At 69.1% G+C, this 17,868-nt stretch carries 20 protein-coding genes; 11 read left to right on the top strand and 9 right to left on the bottom strand.

Annotated features, from left to right (window positions below; translation table 11 throughout):
• Positions 1 to 51 precede the first annotated feature (51 nt).
• Together UC35_RS17550 and UC35_RS17555 are read left to right on the top strand one after the other, a co-directional pair.
• Positions 52 to 1,752: a long-chain fatty acid--CoA ligase gene (locus UC35_RS17550; RefSeq protein WP_061501953.1), complete on the top strand. Its 1,701-nt coding sequence runs from the start codon at positions 52 to 54 to the stop codon at positions 1,750 to 1,752.
• 183 nt (positions 1,753 to 1,935) lie between these two features.
• The gene (locus UC35_RS17555) at positions 1,936 to 3,528 is read left to right on the top strand and encodes a response regulator (protein ID WP_158513930.1); all 1,593 of its coding nucleotides are present in this window, start codon (positions 1,936 to 1,938) and stop codon (positions 3,526 to 3,528) included.
• 4 nt (positions 3,529 to 3,532) lie between these two features.
• Here UC35_RS17555 and UC35_RS17560 read toward each other — a convergent pair whose 3' ends face one another.
• Together UC35_RS17560 and UC35_RS17565 are read right to left on the bottom strand one after the other, a co-directional pair.
• Positions 3,533 to 3,922, bottom strand: coding sequence for a DUF488 domain-containing protein (locus UC35_RS17560; protein ID WP_061501957.1), 390 nt, complete (start codon positions 3,920 to 3,922; stop codon positions 3,533 to 3,535).
• A gap of 29 nt (positions 3,923 to 3,951) precedes the next feature.
• Positions 3,952 to 5,298 (bottom strand): NAD(P)/FAD-dependent oxidoreductase, encoded by a 1,347-nt coding sequence (locus UC35_RS17565; protein ID WP_061501959.1) that lies wholly within the window; start codon positions 5,296 to 5,298, stop codon positions 3,952 to 3,954.
• Between the two features lie 57 nt (positions 5,299 to 5,355).
• Between UC35_RS17565 and UC35_RS17570 the strand changes: the two genes are divergently transcribed.
• The 5 genes from UC35_RS17570 to egtD all read left to right on the top strand — a co-directional run bounded on the left by UC35_RS17570 (position 5,356) and on the right by egtD (position 10,586).
• On the top strand, positions 5,356 to 6,375 hold the full coding sequence (locus UC35_RS17570; RefSeq protein WP_061501960.1) for a methionine synthase: 1,020 nt from the start codon (positions 5,356 to 5,358) through the stop codon (positions 6,373 to 6,375).
• Positions 6,375 to 7,532, top strand: coding sequence for a serine hydrolase domain-containing protein (locus UC35_RS17575; protein ID WP_061501962.1), 1,158 nt, complete (start codon positions 6,375 to 6,377; stop codon positions 7,530 to 7,532). The genes UC35_RS17570 and UC35_RS17575 overlap by 1 nt, the downstream gene beginning before the upstream one ends.
• Before the next feature lie 111 nt (positions 7,533 to 7,643).
• Positions 7,644 to 8,174 carry a hypothetical protein gene (locus UC35_RS17580; protein ID WP_145979523.1) on the top strand — a complete coding sequence of 177 codons (531 nt, stop codon included), beginning with the start codon at positions 7,644 to 7,646 and terminating at the stop codon, positions 8,172 to 8,174.
• 160 nt (positions 8,175 to 8,334) lie between these two features.
• Positions 8,335 to 9,603 carry an ergothioneine biosynthesis protein EgtB gene (gene egtB, locus UC35_RS17585; RefSeq protein WP_082793353.1) on the top strand — a complete coding sequence of 423 codons (1,269 nt, stop codon included), beginning with the start codon at positions 8,335 to 8,337 and terminating at the stop codon, positions 9,601 to 9,603.
• On the top strand, positions 9,597 to 10,586 hold the full coding sequence (gene egtD / locus UC35_RS17590) for an L-histidine N(alpha)-methyltransferase (protein WP_061501964.1): 990 nt from the start codon (positions 9,597 to 9,599) through the stop codon (positions 10,584 to 10,586). Before egtB ends, egtD begins: the two co-directional genes overlap by 7 nt.
• Positions 10,587 to 10,601: 15 nt before the next feature.
• On the opposite strand, the gene UC35_RS17595 is transcribed toward egtD, so the two are convergent.
• Positions 10,602 to 11,087 (bottom strand): hemerythrin domain-containing protein, encoded by a 486-nt coding sequence (locus tag UC35_RS17595; protein WP_061501967.1) that lies wholly within the window; start codon positions 11,085 to 11,087, stop codon positions 10,602 to 10,604.
• A gap of 100 nt (positions 11,088 to 11,187) precedes the next feature.
• Between UC35_RS17595 and UC35_RS17600 the strand changes: the two genes are divergently transcribed.
• Positions 11,188 to 11,919 (top strand): 2OG-Fe dioxygenase family protein, encoded by a 732-nt coding sequence (locus UC35_RS17600; RefSeq protein WP_061501968.1) that lies wholly within the window; start codon positions 11,188 to 11,190, stop codon positions 11,917 to 11,919.
• 60 nt (positions 11,920 to 11,979) lie between these two features.
• On the opposite strand, the gene UC35_RS17605 is transcribed toward UC35_RS17600, so the two are convergent.
• The 3 genes from UC35_RS17605 to UC35_RS17615 are packed head-to-tail and all read right to left on the bottom strand — an operon-like array spanning position 11,980 to position 14,039.
• The gene (locus UC35_RS17605) at positions 11,980 to 12,744 is read right to left on the bottom strand and encodes an SDR family NAD(P)-dependent oxidoreductase (RefSeq protein ID WP_227820362.1); all 765 of its coding nucleotides are present in this window, start codon (positions 12,742 to 12,744) and stop codon (positions 11,980 to 11,982) included.
• The gene (locus UC35_RS17610) at positions 12,741 to 13,361 is read right to left on the bottom strand and encodes a protocatechuate 3,4-dioxygenase (protein ID WP_173861263.1); all 621 of its coding nucleotides are present in this window, start codon (positions 13,359 to 13,361) and stop codon (positions 12,741 to 12,743) included. Before UC35_RS17610 ends, UC35_RS17605 begins: the two co-directional genes overlap by 4 nt.
• A 15-nt stretch (positions 13,362 to 13,376) precedes the next feature.
• The gene (locus tag UC35_RS17615) at positions 13,377 to 14,039 is read right to left on the bottom strand and encodes an RluA family pseudouridine synthase (protein ID WP_227820363.1); all 663 of its coding nucleotides are present in this window, start codon (positions 14,037 to 14,039) and stop codon (positions 13,377 to 13,379) included.
• Between UC35_RS17615 and UC35_RS17620 the strand changes: the two genes are divergently transcribed.
• The 3 genes from UC35_RS17620 (at position 14,038) to UC35_RS17630 (ending at position 16,162) form a co-directional block, all read left to right on the top strand.
• A complete protein-coding gene (locus tag UC35_RS17620) occupies positions 14,038 to 14,406 on the top strand; it encodes a DMT family protein (protein ID WP_061501974.1) in 369 nt (122 codons plus the stop codon). The two genes, UC35_RS17615 and UC35_RS17620, sit on opposite strands and share 2 nt — an antisense overlap.
• 70 nt (positions 14,407 to 14,476) lie before the next feature.
• Positions 14,477 to 15,124 carry a DUF47 domain-containing protein gene (locus UC35_RS17625; protein WP_061501976.1) on the top strand — a complete coding sequence of 216 codons (648 nt, stop codon included), beginning with the start codon at positions 14,477 to 14,479 and terminating at the stop codon, positions 15,122 to 15,124.
• A gap of 27 nt (positions 15,125 to 15,151) precedes the next feature.
• The gene (locus tag UC35_RS17630) at positions 15,152 to 16,162 is read left to right on the top strand and encodes an inorganic phosphate transporter (RefSeq protein ID WP_061501978.1); all 1,011 of its coding nucleotides are present in this window, start codon (positions 15,152 to 15,154) and stop codon (positions 16,160 to 16,162) included.
• 15 nt (positions 16,163 to 16,177) lie between these two features.
• Here UC35_RS17630 and UC35_RS17635 read toward each other — a convergent pair whose 3' ends face one another.
• From UC35_RS17635 to UC35_RS17645, 3 genes are all read right to left on the bottom strand, one after another.
• On the bottom strand, positions 16,178 to 16,720 hold the full coding sequence (locus UC35_RS17635; protein WP_082793354.1) for a GNAT family N-acetyltransferase: 543 nt from the start codon (positions 16,718 to 16,720) through the stop codon (positions 16,178 to 16,180).
• Between the two features lie 126 nt (positions 16,721 to 16,846).
• Entirely contained in the window at positions 16,847 to 17,293 is a 447-nt protein-coding gene (locus UC35_RS17640; protein ID WP_061501980.1) for a TM2 domain-containing protein, read from the bottom strand.
• Entirely contained in the window at positions 17,290 to 17,814 is a 525-nt protein-coding gene (locus tag UC35_RS17645; RefSeq protein ID WP_061501983.1) for a GNAT family N-acetyltransferase, read from the bottom strand. Before UC35_RS17645 ends, UC35_RS17640 begins: the two co-directional genes overlap by 4 nt.
• Positions 17,815 to 17,868: the final 54 nt, after the last annotated feature.

A 17,868-nucleotide genomic window follows, 5' to 3' on the forward strand; every position in this document is an offset into this window, starting at 1 on the left:
TTCCGGGCCTTTCCGGATGCCTCAGCCGTGAGCGCGGATTAGGCTGGCTCCATGGACCGACCGCATTACAGATTCTGGCCAGCGCGCCTCCCGCATTCACTCACCGTGCCGGCCACCTCGCTGTGGGACAACCTCGCGATCAGTGCCCAGCGCTACCCCGACAAGGCCGCGGTGGTCTTTTTCGGGCGCATCTACAGCTACCGCGAGGTCGTGCGCCAGGCGGAACGGCTGGCCGCCACGCTGGTCCGGCTCGGCGTCGCCAGGGGCGACCGCGTCATGCTCGACATGCAGAACTGCCCGCAGCTGCTGATCGCGCATTTCGCCATCCTGCGCGCCAACGCCGTCGTGGTGCCGGTGAATCCGATGAACCGTGCCGAGGAGCTCAAGCACTACATCACCGACCCGGATGCCAAGGTCGCGATCACGACGGCCGACCTGGCGCCCGAGGTGGCCCGCGCCAGCGACGCATTGCCGGCGGAGCAGCGCCTGTCGCACCTCATCGTCACTCATTTCACCGATGGCTTCGATCCGCAGGACCCGAACGCCGACGCCCTGCCCGAGGCCTGGCGTGACTGGCTGCTCACGAGCCATCCGCTGCCCGCGCTGGCGGGCGGCCACGTACTGAGCTGGACCGAGGCCCTCGCGCATGACGCGCCACCGCCGCCGCTGCAGGCGGGGCCGGCGGACCTGGCCGTGCTGCCCTACACCAGCGGCACCACCGGCCTGCCCAAGGGCTGCATGCACCCGCACAGCAGCCTCATGCACAACGCGTCGGCCGCCGCAGCCTGGGGCAACGGCACTTGCGAAGCCGTGGCGCTGCTGGTCGTGCCGATGTTCCACATCACCGGCATGGTGAGCGTCATGCACACCAACATTTACCTGGGCTCGACGCTGGTGATCATGCCGCGCTGGGACCGCGAACTGGCGGGCCGCCTGATCTCGCGCTGGCGCGTGAGCACCTGGACCAACATCCCCACCATGGTGATCGACCTGCTGGGCAGCCCGAACCTGGACCAGTTCGACCTGTCGAGCCTGACGCACATCGGCGGCGGCGGCGCCGCCATGCCGCAGGCCGTCGCGCAGCGCCTGCTGGAACAGTTCGGCCTGAAGTACGTGGAGGGATATGGCCTGACGGAAACCGCCGCGCCCTCGCACAGCAACCCCCACGATGCGCCCAAGCAGCAGTGCCTGGGCATTCCCTTCATGAGTTGCGACGCAAGGGTCGTCAACCCGGACACGATGCAGGAGGTCGCACCCGGCGAGCAGGGCGAGATCTTCATCCACGGCCCCATGGTGTTCTCGGGCTACTGGAAGCGTCCGGAGGCGACGGCGGCGGCCTTCGTCGCAATCGAGGGCAAGCGCTTCTTCCGCTCCGGCGATCTCGGCCGCATGGATGAGGACGGCTACTTCTTCCTCACCGACCGCCTGAAGCGCATGATCAATGCGTCCGGCTTCAAGGTCTGGCCGGCTGAGGTGGAAGCGCTGATGTTCCGGCATCCGGCGATCCAAGAGGCCTGCGTGATCTCCGCCAAGGATGAGTACCGCGGGGAAACCGTGAAGGCCGTGGTCGTGCTGCGGCAGAGCCACAAGGGATCGGTCAGCGAAAAGGCGATCATCGACTGGTGCCGCGAGAACATGGCGGTCTACAAGGCGCCGAAAATCGTCCAGTTCGCCGATGGCCTGCCCAAGAGTGGCAGCGGCAAGGTCATGTGGCGCCTCTTGCAGGAAGCCGAGAAGGGCAGCAACGGTTGAGCTTGGGCCTGCTCAGCCGTGCGTTCTGGCACGGCCCGAGCTCTGCGGCTATCGGCGCTCTCCTACATATTGGTGAGGGTTTTTCTCATAGGATGCCCACCGATGGAACTGCGAGTCCTTGTTCACACCCCGCGCAGCGGAGATGCCTCTTCCGTCAAGGACGTCATCCAGCCTAGTCACCAAGTGCTCATCTGCGATACGGCGGTCCAGCTGCTGGACGCGATGCGCGAGGGTGCCGCTGCGGCGGTGATCGGCGAAGAGACGCTGGCGAAGACCGCGCTGGGGGCGCAGCTCGCGGCGTGGCTGGCGACCCAGCCGCCGTGGTCCGACTTTCCTTTCCTGGTGCTGGGTTCCTGCCAGGACAACCGGCCGCAGCGCAAGCTGCACTTCGGCCACGAGCTGGGCAACGTGATCCTGCTCGAACGGCCGATTAACCCGGAGATCCTGCTGAGCGCGGCCGATGCAGCCGTGCGCGCCCGCCGGCGCCAGTACGCCACCCGCGAGCACCTCGACGAGATCAGCAGCGCCAAGGCCGAAGTCCAGGAGCTCAACGGCCAGCTGGAGCGGCGCATCGAGGCGCGTACCATCGAGCTGGCCCAGGCAAACAACCGGCTGATGACGGAGATCGCCGGCCGCGAGCGCGCCCAGGCGGCGCTCACGCAAGCGCAGAAGATGGAGGCGGTCGGGCGGCTAACCGGCGGCATTGCGCACGACTTCAACAACCTGCTCCACGTCGTCAACATGAACCTGGAGCTGGTCTCGCTCTACGCCAGCGAGGAGAAGGTCAAGCCGGTGGTGGAGCGGGCCAAGAGCGCGGCCCGGCGCGGCGCCAAACTCACCGGGCAATTGTTGTCCTTCGCGCGCAGCCAGACGCTGCTGCCCCAGTTGACCCAGCTGAACCAGCTACTCGTGAGCATGAAGGACCTGCTTCAGATTTCGGCAGGCTCGGCCGTGGAGATCGAACTCGATCTGTGCGAGCCGGACCTGTCCGTCGTGGTCGATCCGGGCCAGTTCGAGGTCGCCATGCTCAACCTCGCGGCCAATGCGCGCGAGGCCATGCCGGAAGGCGGGCTGCTTCGGATCTCGACCTTTCCGCAGCACGACACCGACGTCGGCGGGCAGGCGCGCTGGGGCGACTACGTGGCCGTGCGGGTGACGGACACCGGACCGGGCATTCCGTCCGCCTTGCTGGGCAAGGTCTTCGAGCCCTTCTTCACGACCAAGCCGGCCGGCAGCGGATCCGGGCTGGGGCTGAGCCAGGTCTATGGCTTCGCCCGCCAGTCGGGCGGGCTCGCGCTGATCAGGAGCGAGCCGGGCAAGGGCACCACGGTCGAGATGTACTTTCCGGCCGCACCCGCCGAGGCGCTCGCGGCCACGCCGGCACCCATGCCCACGCCGGCCCCCGTCGACGGCCGGTCGCAACGGATCCTGGTGGTCGAGGACGACGCCGACGTGCGCCGTGTGATCGTGGAGTGCCTGGGCCTCATCGGTTATGCGGTGAGCGAAGCGCCCAATGGCAGCGAAGGCCTCGCGGCGATCGCCAGCCACAAGCCCGACCTGCTGGTGGTGGACTACGTCATGCCCGACATGACCGGGGCCGAGGTGATCTCCCGCGCCCGCGAACTGGTCGGCGACCTGCCGGTGGTCTTGGCCACCGGCTATGCGGACATGTCGGCCGTCGAGCGGCTCGCCGGCAAGCCCGCCATCCTGCGCAAGCCCTTCGACATCCACACGCTGGGCACGGCGGTGGCCAGCGCGCTGCACCCCACCCTGTAAGCGCTCAATTCCGGATGTCGGCGCCGCGCTGGGCGAGCAGTTCGCGCAGCACCGAACGGTGGCAGCGGTTCTCGTCTTCGCAGTAGCAGCCCAGCGCGAACGAGGTCTGGTGCGAGAGGGCGGCCAGCAGGTCCAGCAGGTGGCTGGCTTCCGGCGCCTTCATCTCGGCGTTGAACTTGCGCTTGAAGGCGGCCCATTCCTTGTCGGTCTGCGCGGCCTGGCCTTCGGCCATCAGTTCGGCGCTGGGCGCGATGTTGGGCAGCCAGGTGTCGTAGAAGTCGCGCGTGCCGAACTCGGACTTCGGCACGCCACGCGGCGGGCGCCGGACAGTGCCCAGGCGCAGACCCTCGCCGGACGCGCGGGGCGTGCCGAGACGGACGATGCGGATGCTCATGGTTCGATCCTCCTGAAATTCACGCTAGTTCATGTTTGCGCACCGCGCGCCTTGGCCTGCTGCTGTTCGATGCCGGTGACCACGCGCGCGTAGCGCTGCCGGCTCCAGTACGCCGAGGCCCAGTCGATCAACACCACCAGCCGATTGCGAAAGCCGATCAGGAAGTAGATGTGGGCAAACAGCCAGAACAGCCAGGCGAAGTAGCCGCTGAATTTGAAGCGGCCCAGGCGCCAGGCGAGGTCCACCACGGCGGCGTTGCGACCGATGGTCGCGAGGTTGCCGTAGTCACGGTAGCGGAAGGGCCGCGTCGGCTGGCCGGCGATGCGCCGCAGGATGTTGGCCGCCGCCGCGCGGCCCATCTGCTTGGCGGCCGGCGACACGCCGGGCACCGGACGCGGCTCCTTCCCGGGGACATGGCTCTGGGCGGCGGCCAGGTCGCCGATCACGCTGATCTCCGGGTGTCCCGGCAGCGTGAGATCGGGTTCGACCAGCACGCGGCCGGCGCGGTCGGTGCGCGCGCCGGTGGCGTCCGCCAGCTGGCGTCCGAGCGGCGACGCGGCCACGCCGGCGGCCCAGACGATGCAGCGGCTGGCGATGCGGTAGGCCGCGCCCGATTCCGGCTGCACCTCCACCGAGCCCGCGTCGACCGAAGTGACCCGCGAGTTCACCCGCACCTGCACCCCCAGGCGTTCGAGCTGGCGCTGCGCGCGCAGGCTCAGGTCCTCGGGCATCGCCAGCAGCACGCGCGGGGAGCCTTCGATCAGCAACACCTGCGCCTTGGCCGGATCGATGTGCCGGAACTCGCCGGGCAGCGTGTCGCACGCGATCTCCGCGACGGTGCCGGCCATCTCGACGCCGGTGGGACCGCCGCCGATCACGACGAAGGTGAGGCAGGCTTCCCGCGCCCGCGGGTCGCTTTCCTTTTCCGCGGACTCGAACGCGAGCAGGATGCGGCGGCGGATCTCGAAGGCGTCGTCCAGCGTCTTCAGGCCGGGCGCGAAGGCCGCCCACTCGTCGCGGCCGAAGTAGCTGTGGGTGGCGCCGGCGGCGACGACCAGGTGGTCGTAGGGCAGCGCCATGCCGTCCTTGAGCTGCACCTGCCGTGCGCCCGGATCGATGGCGCTCACCTCGCCGAGCAGGCAGGTGACGTTGGCCTGCTTGCGAAACAGGTGGCGGATCGGCGCAGCGATTGCCGGCGCCGACAGGCCCGCGGTCGCGACCTGGTACAGCAGCGGCTGGAACAGGTGGTGGTTGGTGCGGTCCACCAGCGTGACGTCCACCGGCGCGCGCGCCAGGGCACGCGCCGCTTCGAGGCCTCCGAAGCCGCAGCCGATGATGACGACTCGGGGTTTGTTGTTGTTCGTGCTCGCCGCCATGCTGGCATTATGCGAAGGTTCCTCAATGTATTCCGTCACTCCAGGAGACGAACCACCATGTTCCCCACAACGATCGCCGGCAGCCTGCCCAAACCCGGATGGCTGGCCGAGACCCACAAGCTGTGGCCGCGGTGGACCGTCGACGGCGAGGCCCTGCGCCAGGCCAAGGCCGACGCCACGCTGCTGTGGATCAAGATGCAGGAAGACGCGGGGCTGGACATCGTCAGCGACGGCGAGCAGTCGCGCCAGCACTTCGTGCACGGCTTCCTCGAGCAGGTCGAGGGCATCGACTTCGAACACAAGGTCGAGATGGGCATCCGCGACGACCGCTACAAGGCCATGGTGCCGCAGGTGGTGGCGCCGCTGAAGCTCAAGGGCCGGGTGCATGCCTTCGAGGCGCGGCTCGCGCGGGCCCATACCTTCCGCCGGCTCAAGTTCACGCTGCCCGGTCCCATGACCATCGTCGACACCGTGGCCGACCGCTTCTATGGCGACCGCGAGAAGCTGGCCTTTGCCTTCGCCGAGCTGCTCAACCAGGAGGCGCTGGCGCTGCAGGCCGACGGCGTGGACATCATCCAGTTCGACGAGCCGGCCTTCAACGTGTACATGAAGGACGCTGCCGACTGGGGCGTGCAGGCGCTCGAGCGCGCGGCGCAGGGCCTGAGCTGCACGACCGCGGTGCACATCTGCTACGGCTACGGCATCCAGGCCAACACCGACTGGAAGAAGACGCTGGGCGACCAGTGGCGCCAGTACGAGCAGGTCTTCCCGGCGCTCGCGCGCAGCAGCATCCAGCAGGTGAGCCTGGAGTGCTACCACTCGCACGTGCCGCCCGAGCTGATGAAGCTGCTGGAGGGCAAGGACGTGATGGTCGGCGTGATCGACGTCGCCTCCGACGAGGTGGAGACGCCCGAGCAGGTGGCCGAGACCATCGGCACCGCGCTGCAGTTCGTGCCCAAGCACCGCCTGATTCCCTGCACCAACTGCGGCCTGGCGCCGATGGACCGCGAGGTCGCGCGGCGCAAGCTCGAAGCCCTGGCGCGGGGCGCGGAGCTGGCCCGCAAGAGATTCGGCTGATGGGGCGCTTCAACACGCGCGGGCTGGCCCGGCTTCGGGGCGCGCTGCAGGCGCACATCGACAAGGGCCGGATTCCCGGCGCCGTGGTGCTGCTGGCCGGTGCCGGCGAGGTCGAGATGTTCGAGGCCCTCGGCCTGCAGGACCCGCAGGCCGACGCGACCATGAAGTCCGATGCGATCTTCCGCATCTACTCCATGACGAAGCCGCTGGTGTCGCTGGCCGCCCTGATGTTGGCCGAGGAGGGCGCCCTGGCGCTGGGCGACCCGGTGTCCCGCTACCTGCCCGAGTTCGAGCTGGGCAAGCTGCGGGTGGCTATCGAGGAGGACGGGCGCATCGCCCGCACCGAGCCGGCCCGCCGCGAGATCACTGTGCACGACCTGCTGCGCCACACCTCGGGCCTGACCTACGAGTTCCTGGGGGCCAACGCGGTGCAGTGTGCCTACGAGGCGGTGGACATCACCGACACCTCGCGCAGCAACCGCGAGTTCTGCAAGGTGCTGGCCGCGCTGCCGCTGCAGGACCAGCCCGGCTCCTGCTGGCAGTACAGCCGCGCGACCGACGTGCTCGGCGCGGTGGTGGAAGTGGCGGCCGGGCAAACGCTGGGGCGCTGGCTGGCGGGGCGCATCTTCGAGCCCCTGGGCATGAGAGACACCGCCTTCTCGGTGCCGCAAGCGCACTGGGGCCGGCTGGCCGAGCCCTTCGCCACCGACCCCGACAGCGGCAAGCCCGTGACCATGCTGGACCCGCGCGCCGTGCCCGCGTTCGAGTCGGGCGGCGGCGGGCTCATGTCCACGGCCGGGGACTACCTGCGCTTCCTGCAACTCATGCGAAACCGCGGCAGTTGCGACGGCGTCCGGATCGCCTCGCGCAAGACCATCGAATGGATGACGGCCGATCACCTGGGCGCGATCCTGCCCAAGGGCGAGCTGCTGTTGCCGGGCTACGGCTTCGGCCTGGGCGTGGCGGTTCGCACGCACACCGGGCTGGCGCCGCAGCCGGGATCGGTCGGCCAGTATTTCTGGAGCGGCATCGGCGGCACCTCGTTCTTCGTCGATCCGGCCGAGGACATCTTCGCCATGCTGCTGACGCAGGCGCCGAACCAGCGCATCTTCTTCCGCAACCTCTTCCGTCACCTGGTCTACGCCGCGCTCGACTAGAGGCGGCGGCTGACAGCCCTGTCGGCGGGTGGCGATGCGCCTAGTGGCGCCAGCCTACAGCCGCCGCACGCCATCCTTCGCTACAAGGGGAGCAGCGAAGGAATCCCGAGCATGAGCGAACAGCGATTACCCGCTGCGCGGGTACGCGCGCGCGCGCAGCCGAGGCGGCGCGGGTCAGTGCTGTCCACCCTCGCTGTGGCGGCCGTGACCGCGGTCGTGGTCGCATCGGGCTTGACGCTGTGGCTGGTCGACCGGGCCGGCACCAGCGGGCCGGAACTGGCCGTTTTGGAGCCGGTCGCCGTTCCCGGGGAGCCGGGGCGCAGCGCTGCCGGCACGGACCTCGTGACCGCGCCTCCGCTGAGGTGGCTCCCGCCGCCGGGGCGCGCCAGCCCCGATGGCGGCGAGCCGCAACGCCCGTCGACCCATGTCATGGGCGGGGCGCCGGCCTGCCCGAACTGCGGCGTCATCGAAACCGTCGTGGCCATGCACGAGCATGGCGACGCCCAGCCGAGCGGCTACCAGATGCACATCCGGATGGACGACGGCAGCGTGCGTACCGTCCAGCATCGCGGCGCGCTCCCCGCCGGCTCGCGCGTAGCGCTCGAAGGCGGGCGGCTGCGGCCCGTGGTGGCGCCGAACTAGGGCTGGACAGGGGGCGTGTTTCGTTCTGTCAGAAGAGGTTGCGATGAACCGGCGGCGCCATGGGCATGTGCTGTAATGAATTGCGAGGGAAACACCGATGTGCTTGAGGCCGGTGCTCCACTAGGCTGCGCTGGTTGAAACCTGTCAGACCAGGAGGCCTATGCGCTTGTCCGAGTCATCCGCTCTCGCGGCCGCCACTGCGGCTGCGCCCCAGGACCGGGTCCTGGCACAGGACCGGTTCGCGCAGGTGCGCGGCCACAGCCTGGCGCTGGCGGAGCCGCTGTCGGACGAGGACCAGTGCGTGCAGTCCATGCCGGACGCGAGCCCGACGAAGTGGCACCTGGCGCACACCAGCTGGTTCTTCGAGGCGGTGGTGCTGGGGCCGCACTGGCCGGCCTATCGGGCGTTCGACCGGCGCTTCGGGCACCTGTTCAACTCCTACTACGAGTCGCTCGGCGCGCGCCATCCGCGCCCGCAGCGTGGCCTGCTCACGCGGCCCTCGCTGGCCGAAGTCCATGCCTATCGGCAGCACGTGGACGATGCGGTGTCGCGCTTCATCGCCGAGGCCGGGCCCGAGGCCTGGCAGGCGGTCGCGCCCCTGATCGAGCTGGGGCTCAACCACGAGCAGCAACACCAGGAGCTGATCCTCACCGACGTGCTGCACCTGCTGTCCTGCAATCCGCTGCTGCCCGCTTACCGGGCCGCCGACCCGCGTCAACTTCGGCTGGCCGAGGCGCAGGAGGGCGCGGAATGGATCGCTATGCCCGGGGGCGCCGCCCAGGCCGGCCACGCGGGCGAGGGCTTCGCCTTCGACAACGAGACGCCGCGCCACCCGGTGCTGCTCGCGCCTTACCGCATCGCCGACCGGCTGGTCACATGCGGCGAATATGCGCGCTTCATCGCGGACGGCGGCTACGAACAGCCGACCTTGTGGCTGTCGGACGGCTGGGCCGCCGTGCAGGCGGGCGGCTGGAAGCACCCGCTGTACTGGATCCTGCCCGGCGATGTGCGTGCGCCGGCCTCGCACTGGCAGGTGTTCGGCCTGGGCGGCGCGCAGGCGCTGGATGCCGCAGCGCCGGTCACCCAACTGAGCTTCTACGAGGCGTCTGCCTATGCGTTGTGGGCGGACGCGCGGCTGCCCACCGAGTTCGAATGGGAGGCGGCCGCCGCTGCGCCCGGCATGCGGCAGATGACCGGCCACGCCTGGCAGTGGACGCGCTCGTCCTACGATCCCTACCCGGGTTTCCGGCCGCTGGCGGGCGCCGTGAGCGAGTACAACGGCAAGTTCATGGTCGGCCAGCTCGTACTGCGCGGCGGCAGCATCGCCACGCCGGCAGGGCACACGCGCGCGAGCTACCGGAACTTCTTTCCGCCGGGCGCGCGCTGGCAGTTTTCGGGCCTTCGCCTGGCCAGGGACGGCGCATGCTGAACCGCCCGCTGTTCCGCATCGACAGCGGCGAGGCACAGGGCGAGGCACGCGATGCCCAGAGCTCGTGCTTCGCCGCCGACCTCAAGGCCGCGCTGCTTTCGCATCCGCGCACTATCTCGCCGAAGTACTTCTACGACGAGCGCGGCTCGCGGCTGTTCGACCGCATCTGCGAGCTGCCCGAGTACTACCCGACACGCACGGAGCTGGCCATCCTCGCGGCCCACGCGGGCGAGATCGCATCGCACATGGGGCCGCGCGCCGAAGTCGTGGAGTTCGGGGCCGGGTCGCTGCGCAAGGTGCGGCTGCTGCTGGAGGCGATGCAGGAGCCGGCGCGCTACCTGCCGATCGACATCTCGGGTGAGCACCTGGCGCGCTGTGCCGCGGAACTGCAGCAGGAGTACCCCGGCCTGGACGTGCAGCCGGTGGTGGCCGACTACACGCGGCGCCTGCTTCTGCCGGCGCCGCTGCCGGGGGCCGGGCGGCGCGTGGGGTTCTTCCCGGGATCCACCATCGGCAATTTCACGCCGGAGGAGGCGCGGCACTTCCTGGCCACGGCGGCGCAGGTGCTGCGCGGCGGCGCGCTGCTGCTCGGCGCCGACATGGTGAAGGACCCGGACATCCTGCACGCGGCCTACAACGACAGCCAGGGCGTCACCGCGGCCTTCAACCTCAACCTGCTGGCGCGCGCCAATCGCGAACTGGGCACCGGCTTCGACCTGGGCCTGTTCTGGCACAGCGCGTTCTACAACGCGCCGAAGAGCCGCATCGAGATGCACCTGGTCAGCCGGAAGAACCAGCGCATCGAATGGGACGGCGAGTGCTTCGAGATCGGCGAGGGCGAGACGCTGCACACCGAGAACTCGTACAAGTTCACGATCGAGGGACTGCGCGCGCTCGCCGGGCAGGCCGGTTTCAGGCCCGGCCCGGTCTGGATGGATGCCGGCCGGCGCTTCTGCGTGCACTGGCTGCACGCGCCGGCCTGATCGACCACCTGAGACTCAGGCCGTCTCCGCCGGCGAGCAGGTCGCGCCGCCGCAGCCGTGGATTTCCGCGGTGGGCAGGGCATCGGGGCGCGCCACGGTGCCGCTTGCGGGGTCGTAGCCGATCCCGCGCAGGTGCAGGGCCAGGGCGGCGTCCATCGATTGCGCATGGGCGGGAAACCATTCGGCCAGCTCGCGGATCATCTGCCGCGCCGGCGCAAGATCGCCGGCGGCGGCGCGCACGCTGCCTTCGCGCAGCACCTGCAGCACCACCTTGTGCTGCGTCGTGTGGCAATTGGAAGCAGCGAAGCCGGTTTTCTGCATCCACTGGTCTTCCTGGCCGAAGTGCGCGGCCGTGTGTTCGACCAGCGCGTGCCAGGCCTGGGGCAGTACGGCATCGGACGCGGATTCGGCCGCCGCGAGCAGGTCGATGAATTCGCGGTGCGTGTCGTCCATGAAGGACAGGCCGAGCGCGACCGCCTCGGACCATTCAAGCGTGGGCATGGGAAGACTCCTTGGGGTAGCAAGCCTAGTGGCGGGCGCACGCGAAGGACTTGATGCAGGTCAGCAATCGGGCGGGCTGCGGCCGCGTTAAGCTCGAGCCGTGAAACTTCTCGCACCGCACCCGACCCCGCCCAGCGCCCTGACCGACACCCTGCGTGAGCAAGGCTATGCCGTGCTCACCGCCCAGGGCGTGTGCGAGCTCACGGGCTGCGCGATCGACGAGTTGATGGCGCTGCGCCCCAGCTGGGACGATCTGCCGCCGGACAACTACCTGAAGGACGGCGGCCGCTACCGCCGGCGGCGCCATTCGTCGCTGGTGGTGCGGGGCGATGCGGTCGAACAGGCGCCGCATCGCGCGCACTGGCAACCGCTGGAATACAACGCGCTGCACGGCGGCATGCAGCGATGGTTCGAACCGGTCACGCCCGCGGTGGCGCGGGCCGCGGCGTGGGGCAAGCTGCTGCGCGGCCTGGGCAGCGTGTTCTCGCAGATCAGGGGCGCGCAGCCCTGGTATGTCGAGGCGCACCAGTTCCGCATCGACACCGCAGGGGGCATCGGCCGGCCCACGCCCGAGGGCGCGCACCGCGACGGCGTGGATTTCGTGGCCGTGTTCCTGGTCGCGCGCGAGGCGATCAAGGGCGGCGAAACGCGCGTGTTCCAGGCCGACGGCCCGCGCGGCGAGCGCTTCACGCTGACCGAGCCCTGGAGCCTGCTGCTGCTCGACGACGAGCGGGTGATCCACGAATCCACGCCGATCCAGCCGCAGGAAGGCGGCGGACACCGCGACACGCTGGTCCTGACCTACCGGGCCGGCGGTTTCCTGGACGGCTAGTGTCCTGTCCCACAAGCGAGAGCACAGGAATTTGTGGGACAGGACACTAGGCCCGGCCTTCTAGTCGCGCACATCGGCCACCGGCTTGGTGCCGAAGTCCTCGCGTGCCAGGTACGCCAGCACGCGTGCCGCAGCATCATCAGGGGTGCTGAGCAGGCCCTTTTCCTGCAGGCCGATGAAGTTGCCCACGTCCGGGAACTGCCCGGGGTCGCCTTCGCGCAGCTGCACCTGCATGTCGGTGTCGATCACGCCGGGCGCGAGCGAGCAGATGCGCGCGCCATTCGGCCGCCCGGCTTCTTCCAGCGCCACGCAGCGGCTGAAGTGGTCCATGCCCGCCTTGGCGGCGCAATACGCCGCCTGCGATGCCATCGGCCGGCGTCCCATGCCCGAGGAGATGTTCAGGACCTTGCGCTGCGCAGTCCAGGACGCCGTGGCGCGCAGGAAGGCCGAGGTGAGCAGCATCGGCGCCTCGAGGTCGACGCGCAGCGCGTCGGCCAGGTCGTCGGCCGCCAGCTCGGACAGCGGGGCGATTTTTGGCAGCAGGCCGGCATTGTTGATCAGGGTGGCGCTGGCCAGCGCGCCGGCGTCGCGCGACGCGAGCCAGGTCTCCAGCTTGGCCGCCGCGGAGGCCGCTCGTGCCAGGTCGTGCGGCCACTGCTCGCAAGGCATGCCGGCCTGCGCAGCGAACTCGTCGAGCGCCGGGTTGGGCTTGCGCGAGATGCAAAGCAGCTCATGGCCGTCCCGCAGCAGCCGGGCCGCCATCGCCAGGCCCATGCCGCGCGACGCGCCGGTGATGATGGTGAGATGTGTTGGAGTCGACGTCACGTGGCGATTGTGATGGGAAAATTGGCGCGCAGCCCGTCGGCGCCGGCCTGGAAGGGGACCGTCACCAGCGCGCGATCTTCGGCGCCGAGGCGCCGCCAGAGGCCGTCGCGCTCATTGAGCGCTTCGCCGGCCACGTACAGCTGCGTCGTGAGCAACTCGCGCGTGCCTTGCTTCACCTTGAAGTGGATGTGCGGCGTGCGGCCGCTGTAGGCCACCGGCCGGATGGTGCGGAAGCGGTAGTTGCCGCTGGCGTCGGCCACCACCCGCCCGAAGCCCTGGAAGGCCGGGTCGGCGCGGCCGCCATCGCCGGGGTGGTGGTAGTGGCCGGATTCGTCGCACTGCCAGATCTCGACGATGGCGCCCGACAGCGGGCGGCCCTGCAAATCGACGACTTGGCCTTCGACCCAGGCGGGCTGGCCGCGCGCGTACGCCACGGTGCCGTTGCGCAGCAGGTCGAAGTCGCTGTCGCGCGGCATGGCGACAGGGTAGAAGGGACCTTCGGCCTGGGCCGGTGTGACCTTGCGGGGAGCGGCCGGCTGCGCGCGAACGCTGCGCCAGACGATGGGCAGGGCGACCAGGGCCGCGGCCTGGCGCCGGCTGAGTCTGCTTGCATCCATGGTCGCTCCTATCGGCTAGAAGGGGCAGGGACTGGTAAAGCTCAGCGGCTCGCCGGTCGCGGGATGCGCCAGCGCGAGCTGCGTTGCATGCAGCATAAGCCGTGGCGCGCAATCGCGCACGGACGGCGGGGCATACAGCGCATCGCCGAGGATCGGGTGGCCGAGGGCCAGCAGGTGCACCCGCAGCTGGTGCGAGCGGCCGGTGACGGGTTCCAGCTCGAGGCGGCTCGCGTCGCGCTGCTCGTCATAGGAAAGCAGCCGCCACTGGGTCTGGCTGGGCTTGCCGCGCACGCGGTCCACGATCCGCAGCGGCCGGTTCGGCCAGTCGACGGACAGCGGCAGGTCGATCAGGCCGCTGTCCGCCGCCATGCGGCCGGCCACCAGGGCGATGTAGCGCTTGCCCACTTCGCGCTGCGCGAAGGCCTGGCTCAGGCGCCGCTGCGCGCCGGCGCCGCGCGCCATCAGGCACAGGCCCGAGGTCGCCATGTCCAGGCGATGCACCACCAGGGCGTCGGGATAGACCTGCTGCGCCCGCAGCGACAGGCAATCCTGCTTGTCGACGCCGCGGCCGGGCACGCACAGCAGGCCCGAGGGTTTGTCCAGCACCAGCAACTGTTCGCAGGCGTGCAGCACGGCCAGCACCGAGCCGGGTGGGTGCGTTGCCGATAATTCCCCCATGAGCATGCTTCAGGCCATTCCACTGTCGATCCAGACCATTCTGCTGCTGGTCGCCTCCAATATCTTCATGACCCTGGCCTGGTACGGTCATCTCAAGAACCTGGCGACCGCGCCCTGGTATGTCGCCGCGTTCGCGAGTTGGGGCATCGCGCTGGCCGAATACCTGTTGCAGGTGCCGGCCAACCGGATCGGGTTCCAGCAGGCGGGCTATTCGGTGGCGCAGCTGAAGATCATGCAGGAAGTGATCACGCTGGCCGTGTTCATGCCGTTCTCCGTCATGTACCTGGACCAGCCGGTCAAGCTCGATTACCTGTGGGCGGGCTTTTGCATGGTCGGCGCGGTCTTTTTCATATTCCGCAACGCCTGAGCCGTCGGAGCGGGCGCAGGTACACTCGCTGCGTTCACGAAACGGTCACAAACCGACAACAGGAGCACCGATGCTGTTTGGCAAGCTGTTGCCACGCGAGGGCAATTTTTTCGAGATGTTCAACCAGCACGCCGACCGCATCGTCGAGGCGGCGCGCGCGTTCGCGCATCTGGTGGCGAACTACAGCGACCCGCACCTGCGTGAGCAGTACAACCGCGACGTCGACAATGCCGAGCGCGCCGCCGACCGCGTCACCCATGACGTCAACCGGCTGATCCACAAGACCTTCATCACGCCGATCGACCGCGACCAGATCCACACGCTGATCAACACCATGGACGACGTGGCCGACCTGATCCAGGACTCGGCCGAAACCATGGCGCTGTACGACGTGCGGCACATGACCGAGGAGATCACGCGCCTGACCGAGCTCAGCGTCAAGTGCTGCGACCGCGTCAAGGAGGCCGTCTACATGATCGGCAAGCTGGCAGATCACCACACCGCCGAGGCTGCCCTCAAGACCTGCGAGGAGATCGACCGGCTCGAGTCGGACGCCGACCGCGTGATGCGCTCGGCCATGAGCAAGCTGTTCCGCGAGGAACCGGATGTGCGCGAGGTGCTCAAGCTCAAGGCCATCTACGAGCTGCTGGAGAAGATCACCGACAAGTGCGAGGACGTGGCCAACGTCATCGAAGGCATCATCCTCGAGCATTCCTGATCGACGGCACAACAAGAAGAACAAGGCATGGAAAGCGCGCAAGTCGCCCTGTGGGTGATCGTGATGCTGGTGGCACTGGCCCTGGCATTCGATTTCATGAACGGATTCCACGATGCGGCCAACTCGATCGCCACCGTGGTTTCCACCGGCGTGCTGCGCCCGTCGACGGCGGTGATCTTTGCCGCCTTCTTCAACCTGGTGGCCTATTTCATCTTCGGCCTGCACGTGGCGGCCACGGTGGGCAAGGGCATCGTGCAGCCCGGCATCGTGGATACGCACATCGTCTTCGGCGCCCTGGTCGGGGCCACGACGTGGAACGTGCTGACCTGGCTGTGGGGCATCCCGAGCAGTTCTTCGCACGCGCTGATCGGCGGCATCGTCGGCGCGACGCTGGCGAAGGCGGGCGCCGGCCAGTTGATCGCCTCCGGCATCTGGAAGACGGTGGCCTTCATCTTCGTGTCGCCCACGCTGGGCTTCCTGCTGGGGTCGCTGATGATGCTGGCGGTGTCCCACATCTTCCGGCGCGCCGCGCCCTCGCGCGTGGACCGCTGGTTCCGGCGTCTGCAGCTGGTGTCCGCCGGCGCTTACAGCCTGGGCCACGGCGGCAACGATGCGCAAAAGACGATCGGCATCATCTGGATGCTGCTGATCGCCACCGGCTACACGGCGCAGACGGCCTCGGAGCCGCCGCACTGGGTGGTGATCGCCTGCTATGTGGCAATCGCGGCCGGCACGATGTTCGGCGGCTGGCGCATCGTCAAGACCATGGGCCAGAAGATCACCAAGCTCAAGCCCGTGGGCGGCTTCTGCGCCGAGACCGGCGGCGCCATGACGCTGTTCCTGGCCACCGCGCTCGGCATCCCGGTGTCGACCACGCACACCATCACCGGCGCCATCGTCGGCGTGGGCTCCACCCAGCGCGCCAGCGCGGTGCGCTGGGGCGTGGCCGGCAACATCGTCTGGGCCTGGATCTTCACCATTCCGGCCAGCGCCTTCGTCGCGGCCATCGCCTACTGGGTCAGCCTGCAGATCTTCTGACGGTCCACGCGGCCTTCAGCCCGCGATGACCGGCGGATTCGGGTGCAGCCGCGCCATCGACAGGCTGTCGATGTAGCGCCCCTGGCGCAGCGCGTAGCCCTTGTGCCGGCCTTCCTCGACGAAGCCGAGCGAGCGGTACAGCGCCTGCGCCCGCGCGTTGTCGGCGTGCACGTGCAGTTCGATGCGCAGCACCTGGCCCCAGTTGTCGGCCCAGTCCACCAGTTGCGTGAGCAGCAGGCGTCCCACCCCGCGGCCTTGCCAGGCCGTCGCGACACCCAGTCCCAGCGAGCGCACGTGCAGGCGCCTCAGCGAGGCCCCGGCCATGTGCAGGCCCGCCATGCCGACGATCTCGCTGCCCGCCACCGCGACGAGGCGGCAGCCTTGCGGTTCCAGCTTCTGGTGGAATTCGATCCGCGTGGCGTTGGGGGACAGCGGAACCTGCAGCAGGCCTTCCGCGACGCCTTCCTGCCCGAGCAGGGCGGCGATGGCGGCGGCGTCCTCGGGCTCGGCGCTGCGGATCACGATCTGGGTGGCGTCGGCCTTGTGGGCGGCGTCCATGTCGGTGCTCCTTCGATCAAAAGAGTGAATGGACGATCCAATCTACGCCAAGCCCCCCAGCGCGTGAAATGCCGCCTATGCATGAGCTCATGCGCGGCGTGCGGCGGTCGGCGCGCGGAATTGGCGCTACTGGCTGATCCGGCGCCCTTCCTCGACCTGGTACTCGAAGTAGTGCTGGAAGCTGAAGGCCAAGGTGGCCATCAGCACGCCCGTGCCCACCATCAGCGATGCCACGATGGCGGCGATGGTGGACCAGCTGGTCGCCCCGGCCGCATGGTCCTGCGCGGCGGCGTGGTTGAAGCAGGCGTTCCAGCGTTCGCGGGTCATGAGGCCGTAGACGATGGCGGCCAGTGAGCAGCCGGCGATCGTGAGGCCCAGTAAAGGGATCAGGATCCAGCTCCAGAGGTCGTCCTGCCCGTAGGCCTGCAGGCGCGCGATGCCGTAGAAGCCGAGCAAAGTGGGCAGGGGCAGCAGCCAGCCGATGAGATCGCGAAAGCCGTGCAGGTAAAAGCGGTGCAGGCCCAGCGGGCCGCCCAGGAAGGCCAGCCAGGCCGCGAGGGTCTTGCTCTTCATTCGGGGGTTGTCGTGTCGCCTTCGCCGATCGCCTTGTCCATCAGCACGATGTCCAGCCAGCGGTCGAATTTCCAGCCGCAGGACTTGATCACGCCCGCGTCGGCAAAGCCCAGGGCGCGGTGCACGCCGACCGAGCCGGCGTTGGCCGAATCGCCGATGACGGCGATGAGCTTGCGGACCCCGGCGGCCTGCGCCTGGCGCTCCAGCTCTCCCAGCAGCTGCTTGCCCAGGCCGCGGCCGGCGGCGTCCGGGTGCAGGTAGATCGAGTCCTCGGCGGAGTAGCGGTAGGCCGGGCGCGGCTTGAACCACTGGCAGTAGGCGAAACCGAGCACCTGGCCGGCATCGTCCTGCGCCACCAGGTAGGGCAGGCCCCTGGACAGCACATCGGCGCGGCGCGAGGCCATGTCGGCTTCGGTGGGGGGCGTGGTCTCGAAGGTGCCAGTGCCATGGAGCACGTGGTGGCTGTAGATGGCCGTGATGGCGGCGACGTCGGCGTCGCGGCTGGGGCGGATGGTGCTCATGCTTGGCTGCGGGCTATAATGATCGGCTTTCCCAGCGTGTCGCTGGCCGGGTGG

The organism is Ramlibacter tataouinensis, assembly GCF_001580455.1.
Lineage (GTDB): Bacteria > Pseudomonadota > Gammaproteobacteria > Burkholderiales > Burkholderiaceae_C > Ramlibacter > Ramlibacter tataouinensis_B.